Below are 7,207 nucleotides of genomic sequence, written 5' to 3'. Positions count from 1 at the left end.
AGTTCAGCAATAATGTCACGTTCGTTCGCTAACGATTTAAGTTTAGTCAACAGAGTCAGATCGGTAACCCATTCATGGCCTAGGTGACAATCCAGAAATGTCGATAACCGGGGATTAGCCTGCTGAATCCAGCGACGAGGTGTAACACCGTTGGTTTGATTAGTGAACTTCTCTGGCATTAAATGATAAAAATCGGGTACAAGATTCGATTTAATTAATTCCGAATGAAGTTTAGCCACTCCATTCACTTTGTGACTACCAATAATAGCAAGATAGGCCATGCGAACTTTCTTTTCAGGCGTCTCTTCAATCAAAGACATTGATGCTAATAAATCTGCACGTTCAGGACGCCATCTATGTATTTCCAGTAAGAAACAGCGGTTGATTTCATAGATAATTTGTAGATGTCGAGGCAGCAACAACTCGAATAAATTAACTGACCACTTCTCTAACGCCTCTGGCATTAAAGTATGATTGGTGTAGGCGCAAACCCGTTGTGTCAAATCCCAAGCGATATCCCAATCAACAGTATGTTCATCTACCAATATTCTCATTAGCTCAACAATAGCCAGGGCTGGGTGGGTATCATTAAGTTGAATGGCTACAAAATCCGGCAACTGGTTAATATCACTGGAAAGTAAGAAGAAATCATGCATGACATCACGTAATGTACAAGCCACCAGAAAATACTCTTGTGTTAAGCGTAATTCCTTCCCTGCCAACACTTCATCGGAGGGATAAAGCACTTTAGAGATATTTTCCGATGCTATTTTTTGATTAACAGCATTCAGATAATCACCATGATTAAAGATATGAATATCAAATGAATCTGAAGCGCAAGCACTATATAAACGCAATGAGTTTACGGTATGATTAATATAACCTGAGACCAGATAGTCGTGAGGCACACCAATAATTATTTTCCAATCCATCCACATTGGATTGTAATTTCCTTGCTGGTCCTCTATTTCGACTATGCGCCCATACAGCGGAATTATCATTGCCTGACTTTGATGTTCTATTAGCCAGGGTGAGTGTGCAGAGTGCCAATCATCAGGCTTCTCTATTTGTTGTCCATCCTGAATTTGTTGGTGAAACAAGCCATATTCGTATTTTATACCATGACCAGAGCCAGCAATATCCAAGGTTGCCATTGAATCAATGAAACATGCAGCCAGGCGCCCCAACCCTCCATTACCTAATGCTGCATCTTCTTCACTTTTTACAATAACTTCAAAATCTACCCCAAGAGATTCCAATGCGGCTTTAGCTATCTCCATCATCCCTTGATTTATTAAGTTATTCCGCAGAGATTGACCAATTAAAAACTCCATAGAAATATAATAGATACGTTTTTTTCTTGCCTGATGATGTCGTTCCCGGGTGTTAAAATAATCATCAGTTTGGTTACGTCGTACGACCAGTGCTAATGCACTAAAAATGTCACTGGATGATGCTGTTGATAGTATCACTCCGAGAGAATATTTCAGTTCATAAAGTATGCTATTACGTAGCTTACTGATCTGATTCTTATCTGAAGTCGATGGAGTATTTTTCATTTCTAGCCTATTTATAAGATTGAGTCGAAAAAATACAAATCAGTTAGGAATGAATCTCCTACCGACATCATATTTTGCTAATAGCCATAACATCATTAAGGCACAGAGATGAACCAATGTATTTAGCAACCATGCCCTATGCCATAAACCAAAATCAACTACCTGACTAACCAATAAGACCACATACACGTGGATAATAAAAACATACAAAGAATGTTGGCCTAATGTTATTAAAAACCAACCACATATCTTATTTATTGGTTTCCAAAAATAACTCAACACCAAATAACACGTTGTTAGCAGACTAAAATCATTAATAATACGCAGTGGACCTAGTGCATTCTTTTCAGCAAAGTTCAGATAGAACCAATTGAAATTTTTTGCATTTATGATATGGAGCATCGTGTTATAGGGCATAAATGGATTGGTATGATTCTGTGCAATAAACATCATTACTAATGTAAATAATACCACAACTGACAAACTCCAGAATCCAGCCTGAGTATGGGCTAAAGAAAGCAACTCTTCTTTGTACCAACCAATTGTCATTCCCAAGACATAAATAAATTGCCAAGCCAAAAATGGAAAAGCAAACTCAAACTCCGCTGATGTAACTCGTATCCCGGTAATATGGTAGGTGATATATAACGCCAAAGATAACAGCAGCAATACACCTACCCATCGGCGTTGCAATAAATAGATAAAAATAGGACTGGCCAACAGCAAATAGAAATACAGCCCCAAAATCTGGCTCTGATGAGGCCCGATCTGTAAGTAGAGCACCATGTTAAACCAAGATTCTTTTAGCTGGTCGTAAACTGGATATACCGTATAACTTACGTTTGAAAAGCGATCGGTAAAATGGGTTACTTCGAAAGTGTTTATGAACGTCAGTTTAGTTAGAAGTAAAATACTAAGGATGATCACTATATTAACTACATATATTTTTGCTGCTCGTCGATATAGTGCATAGCTTATAGTTAGCAGAACTTCTTTTTTTAAACGCTGGCGATTGATTACACCCAACATAAATCCCGAGAGAATAACAAACCCTTCAGCGCCGGTTGTCAGGCCAAAACGCTCCCAAGTAAAGATATTCAATAGCGACATCACTTCAATGTGGGCTACAACCATCATCACCAGAGCAATGCCCCGCAGCAGATCAATCCTTAAATCACGCTTATCTGATGATATATAACGAAACGATTTTACCCAAGCAAGTATTGCCCTACATTTATCTTCAAGTACAGAAAATGCGTGAATCATCCAATCACCCGCAAAAATTACCTGCCAATAAAAAGGGGTAGCATTTATTTATCAGCCTAACCCTATTTCCCGTTGAAAACATTAACGCCCTTTAACTGTAGAGCAATCCGGCAATTATGGTTAATAATCAGAATAATTTATGCGTAATGGGATACCTAAAAGATAACCCCTTAAATGGGTGCCACTTTCGAAGATTATCCAGCACCTTCTTCTTTAAGCTGTCGCACTCACCTTCAGGCTAAGTTATTTGCCGCAGGAGCGAACCAAATTCTACCGTCGTGAAGAACTATCTTTTAGTTGTAGCCAGGAGTCATGTCTTTATTGGGTGCCTGGTAAAAGAGACTCAATGGACCCGCTATTTAGCGTATTCATGAATGCTGCTCATAGTGCTTATCCTGCTACCTGCCATTATCTCTTTGCATAAATCCGTTAACATGCGTTCATCTCTTAATATTCAGATAGATGATCATGACCAACCCACAGACACGCTCGCAACTAGCTGCCGGAAAAACCAGCGGCCTTACACTTGTTTTAATTCTCAGTGCGTTAATGGCTATCACATCCTTATCAACCGATATCTATTTACCTGCCATGCCAGTCATGGCAATAGATTTGCAGGGCGATGTGGAATTGACTATCACCGGCTTTTTAATCGGCTTTTGTCTTGCCCAACTGATTTGGGGGCCAATTAGTGACCACTTTGGTCGACGCCTGCCACTGTTTATTGGCATGATATTGTTCGTTATAGGCTCTGTGGGCTGCGCATTATCGACTGATATTGTGCAAATCGTTTTCTGGCGTGTCTTTCAGGCTTTGGGAGCATGCACAGGCCCCATGCTGGCACGGGCAATGATACGCGATCTGTTTAGTCGTACTCGTGCAGCACAGATGCTTTCTACCCTGATGATCATTATGGCTATTGCGCCCATTGCCGGGCCACTGGTCGGCGGACAAATGATTAGAATCACCTCCTGGCACGCCATTTTCTGGTTGCTGGCGATTATCGGTGCATTGATGCTGGTTTCTCTATTCTGGCTTGCAGAAACCTTACCTACAGAAAAACGGGTTAAAGCATCTTTGTCCGGCGCTTTTGGTAACTATTTCATACTGTTGAAGAACACCAGGTTTATGCGCTTCACGCTATGCCTGACATTCTACTACGTCGCGGCCTATGCGTTTATTACGGGATCCCCCTTCGTTTACATCACTTATTTCGGCGTTGACCCGCAGCATTACGGCTGGCTGTTCGCTGTAAATATCGTCGGATTAATGGCAGTTAGCATGGTTAACCGGCATCTGGTGCATCGTTATCCGCTTGAGTCTTTGCTTAGGTTTGCCGTATTCATCGCCACTCTCGCCGCAGTGGTACTTGCCATTGCGACCGGACTGGGATTCGGTGGGATTAGCCTGATTATGGGCGCGGTATTTGTTTTCTTTTCCATGAACGGAATTATTGCTGCAACCTCAACGGCCTGCGCATTGGATGCCGTGCCGAACGTCGCGGGTTCGGCTTCGGCACTGATGGGATCGCTGCAATACGGGAGCGGAATTATTTCTTCACTTTTACTGGCCCTGCTTAGCGATGGTACACCTTGGACAATGGGTTGGATTATTGCAGTATTTACGGTGGCCAGCGCTGTGATGGCGCTGACTACAAAAGCAACAAAAACGGACGATTCGACTGCGATATAACCCAATAAACTGCTACCAGCTCACCCGCACGCCAACCGTGCCGCCGACAGCATAGTTATCTCCAACATGACGGGTTGCCGTCAGCAAACTCACATTACCATATAATGCATAACGGCCATTCTGCCACTCATGAGTAGCACCTGCTCCGATCCCCACTGACTGACGTTCATCGCGGGTGCTGAAATCGACGCCAGAATTGGCCCCAGACACTCTGACTTTGCTACCATCAAGAAACTCGTTGTATAAATCCAGATTACTGTACAGATGTGAACGGCTGATAGTTCCGTCTTTGGCGCGCCACGATACCTCTTTATCTAATGCGACACCGATTCTTCCACGCAGGCTGTCAGCGTCTTCAAGCGACACATTACTGCCATACGGATCACTGAAAGGATCAAAATCCACCCGAGAATAGGTTAGTTGCATCTGCGGCGTCAGTGATAATCCATTACCCAACGAGTAACGTTTACCTGTCTCAACCGAAGAAGCATAGCCTCTGCCATTATTGCCATTGGCCACTGAATGCCCTTCAGTGCTGGAGTTCAGATCACTGTCAAACCACATGGTCTGTAGCTGCCCATCGACATACACCCCGTTATTGCCATACCAGGTGAGAGTGGCACCTACACCATAACCAGAGGAATCAATCGAGCCGTAGCCAAAGTAGGAACTGATATCCGCTTTGGCTTTACCGTAAGAGAAGTTTACCCCGCCAGTCAACAATGCGCCGTCGTTACCCTGATGTAATGGCACATCAATGCCAGTCTGCAACTTCCATATATCAATGTCACGACTCGAACTGCTGGTAGAACGGGCAGGATCAGTGACCTGACGGCTACCTTCGATACGCCCCCAAGCCCATTGGTTATCGTCAAGGCTGTTTGGCATTTGTTTCGACAGTGCTTCTTGTGACCAGTAACGATTACCGACGCGCTGTTGTAGCGTAGGTAATGTATTAAGGGCTGCCAGCACCTGCGGATATTGTTCATACAATGGAGCACCCGGCTGATAGCGAGTTTCTCCTTCAGTTCCTGTTGGTGTCAGTTCTGAAGAGAGATACCAGTTACGACCGGCAACAGTGGCGTCACCACTGGCTTGCAAGGTATAAGCATAAGCTCCGCCAATAACCGCTTGTTGCCCTTCAGGGGTAATATAATCTCCGGCCAGCAAGAAAGAACCATCAGGAGCCAGTCCCCCTACTTCAATAATACTGATACCATTGATGGTCTGCCCGCCAAGGCCACCTAAATTAGTAACTCTGACAGAAGTATTACCGCTCGCGTTACCGGTTATTATCAACTTGTCCGTTGCTGAGCTGTCATCGCCCAGTACTGTTTCGATATGTAATTCACCGTTATTACCAGTGTAGTTACCATTAACTGTAAAGGTTCCGATCGAATTACCTGGAGAAAGTATTCCGCCGTTGACAGTATTTCCCACTCGCCCATTGCCTTCGAGCATACCGCCGGCGAGGATAGATGCTGTACCGCCAGACATATCGCCATTTACGCTAATAATACCGTTGTCACTGACTTGAAGGGTGCCGGTGAAATTACCGTGGTCACTGTTGAACAATGTTCTGCCGTTCAATGAGTCAATCAGGATATTGCCCACCAGACCTGTGCCTGAACCCACAGCGTTATTCGCACCGCCGTTAAGCGAACTGTCGAGGACATAATCTGTTGCATTGTGGTTAAGAATAATGCTGCCGGAACCCTGACCCACAGTAATTTGCTGTCCAACCAGCGTCCCGGGGGCAGTCAACGCACTGCCGCCAATAATAAAAGTACCACTACTGCCCGTGTTCATTCCTAGTGTCGTATTATTGGCATTGACCGTGCCACTGTCAGCAACGATTAACGTGCCAGTCCCTCCCCCGCCAATAACAAGGCCATTTAGGGTGTTCCAGATGGAACCCGCACCGTTTACCTCCACAGTGCCCGTCGCTGATGCATTGAGGCCAATATTGCTGGTTGAACTGCTCGTTACCAAACCACCTTCACGGATAAGCAGGCTGCCGTTACCTGTATGCCCAACGTAGAGGAAGCTGGAGTTATCCCAGCGAGAACCGTTGCCCGTCACAACCACTCGCCCTTCCGAACCAGTAGCCTGAGCGATAAAACCACTGAAGTTACTTACCTCACCCGTAGCCCCACCACTAATACCGATATTTAAAGTACCATTAATGAGTAAATTCAGCGCCGTTGCTGGCGAACCTACATCACCGGAAACGGTCACCGTTTCCCCGTCATTAATATTATCAAGAGCCAGTGCACTCATTGATATCGGAATAAGAAATGAGATGATCAATTTACCAAGGCGGCGAGTAACATTGCCAGTAAGACTGGAGGTTCTCGTGATACGCGACAACCGGAATTTAACAGTCATAACATATACCCTCTGCGTTGCCATCCCAAAAAAATGCCTGTATTTGAGTTGGAATACTAAAAAGAACTTTTTTTAGAACCAAGTCGCGCACAAAATTTGAGTTCCCTTTATATGGCGGCCTGATTTTTGAGCCAGTGACAATGGTTGAGAAAAAGGGATATAGATCATCGCTTCCAGTCTCTACTTGAATAGGTATCACTGATAAAGCATTAAGGGGGACAGTAGACATGGTTACACCAGATGAATTAAGTAAGTTTAGTCTCTATAAGATAGTTACAAGCCCATACTTCAACCATTACACC

Annotated in this window: 3 protein-coding genes and 2 pseudogenes; 1 reads left to right on the top strand and 4 read right to left on the bottom strand. The window is 44.1% G+C overall.

Annotation, left to right across the window (positions count from 1 at the left end; genetic code table 11):
* Positions 1 to 1,559 (bottom strand): glycogen/starch/alpha-glucan family phosphorylase (gene glgP, locus V1952_RS18650; RefSeq protein ID WP_420075299.1); only part of this gene is annotated, 1,559 nt, incomplete at its 3' end.
* Between the two features lie 39 nt (positions 1,560 to 1,598).
* Positions 1,599 to 2,825: an OpgC domain-containing protein gene (gene opgC, locus V1952_RS18645; protein ID WP_420075298.1), complete on the bottom strand. Its 1,227-nt coding sequence runs from the start codon at positions 2,823 to 2,825 to the stop codon at positions 1,599 to 1,601.
* A 468-nt stretch (positions 2,826 to 3,293) separates the two neighbouring features.
* Here opgC and V1952_RS18640 point away from each other — a divergent pair, with 468 nt between their 5' ends.
* A complete protein-coding gene (locus V1952_RS18640; protein ID WP_420075297.1) occupies positions 3,294 to 4,517 on the top strand; it encodes a multidrug effflux MFS transporter in 1,224 nt (407 codons plus the stop codon).
* A 12-nt stretch (positions 4,518 to 4,529) separates the two neighbouring features.
* Here the strand turns inward: V1952_RS18640 and V1952_RS18635 are convergent.
* Positions 4,530 to 6,065: pseudogene (locus V1952_RS18635) on the bottom strand (autotransporter outer membrane beta-barrel domain-containing protein); the annotation flags it as partial.
* Positions 6,066 to 6,356: 291 nt separating this feature from the next.
* A pseudogene (locus V1952_RS18630) lies at positions 6,357 to 6,797 on the bottom strand (type V secretion protein A); the annotation flags it as partial.
* Positions 6,798 to 7,207: the final 410 nt, after the last annotated feature.

Source organism: Yersinia sp. 2542 StPb PI, assembly GCF_048593855.1.
GTDB classification, from domain to species: Bacteria; Pseudomonadota; Gammaproteobacteria; order Enterobacterales; family Enterobacteriaceae; genus Yersinia; species Yersinia enterocolitica_E.
This window is presented reverse-complemented; position numbering and strand designations above follow the sequence as displayed.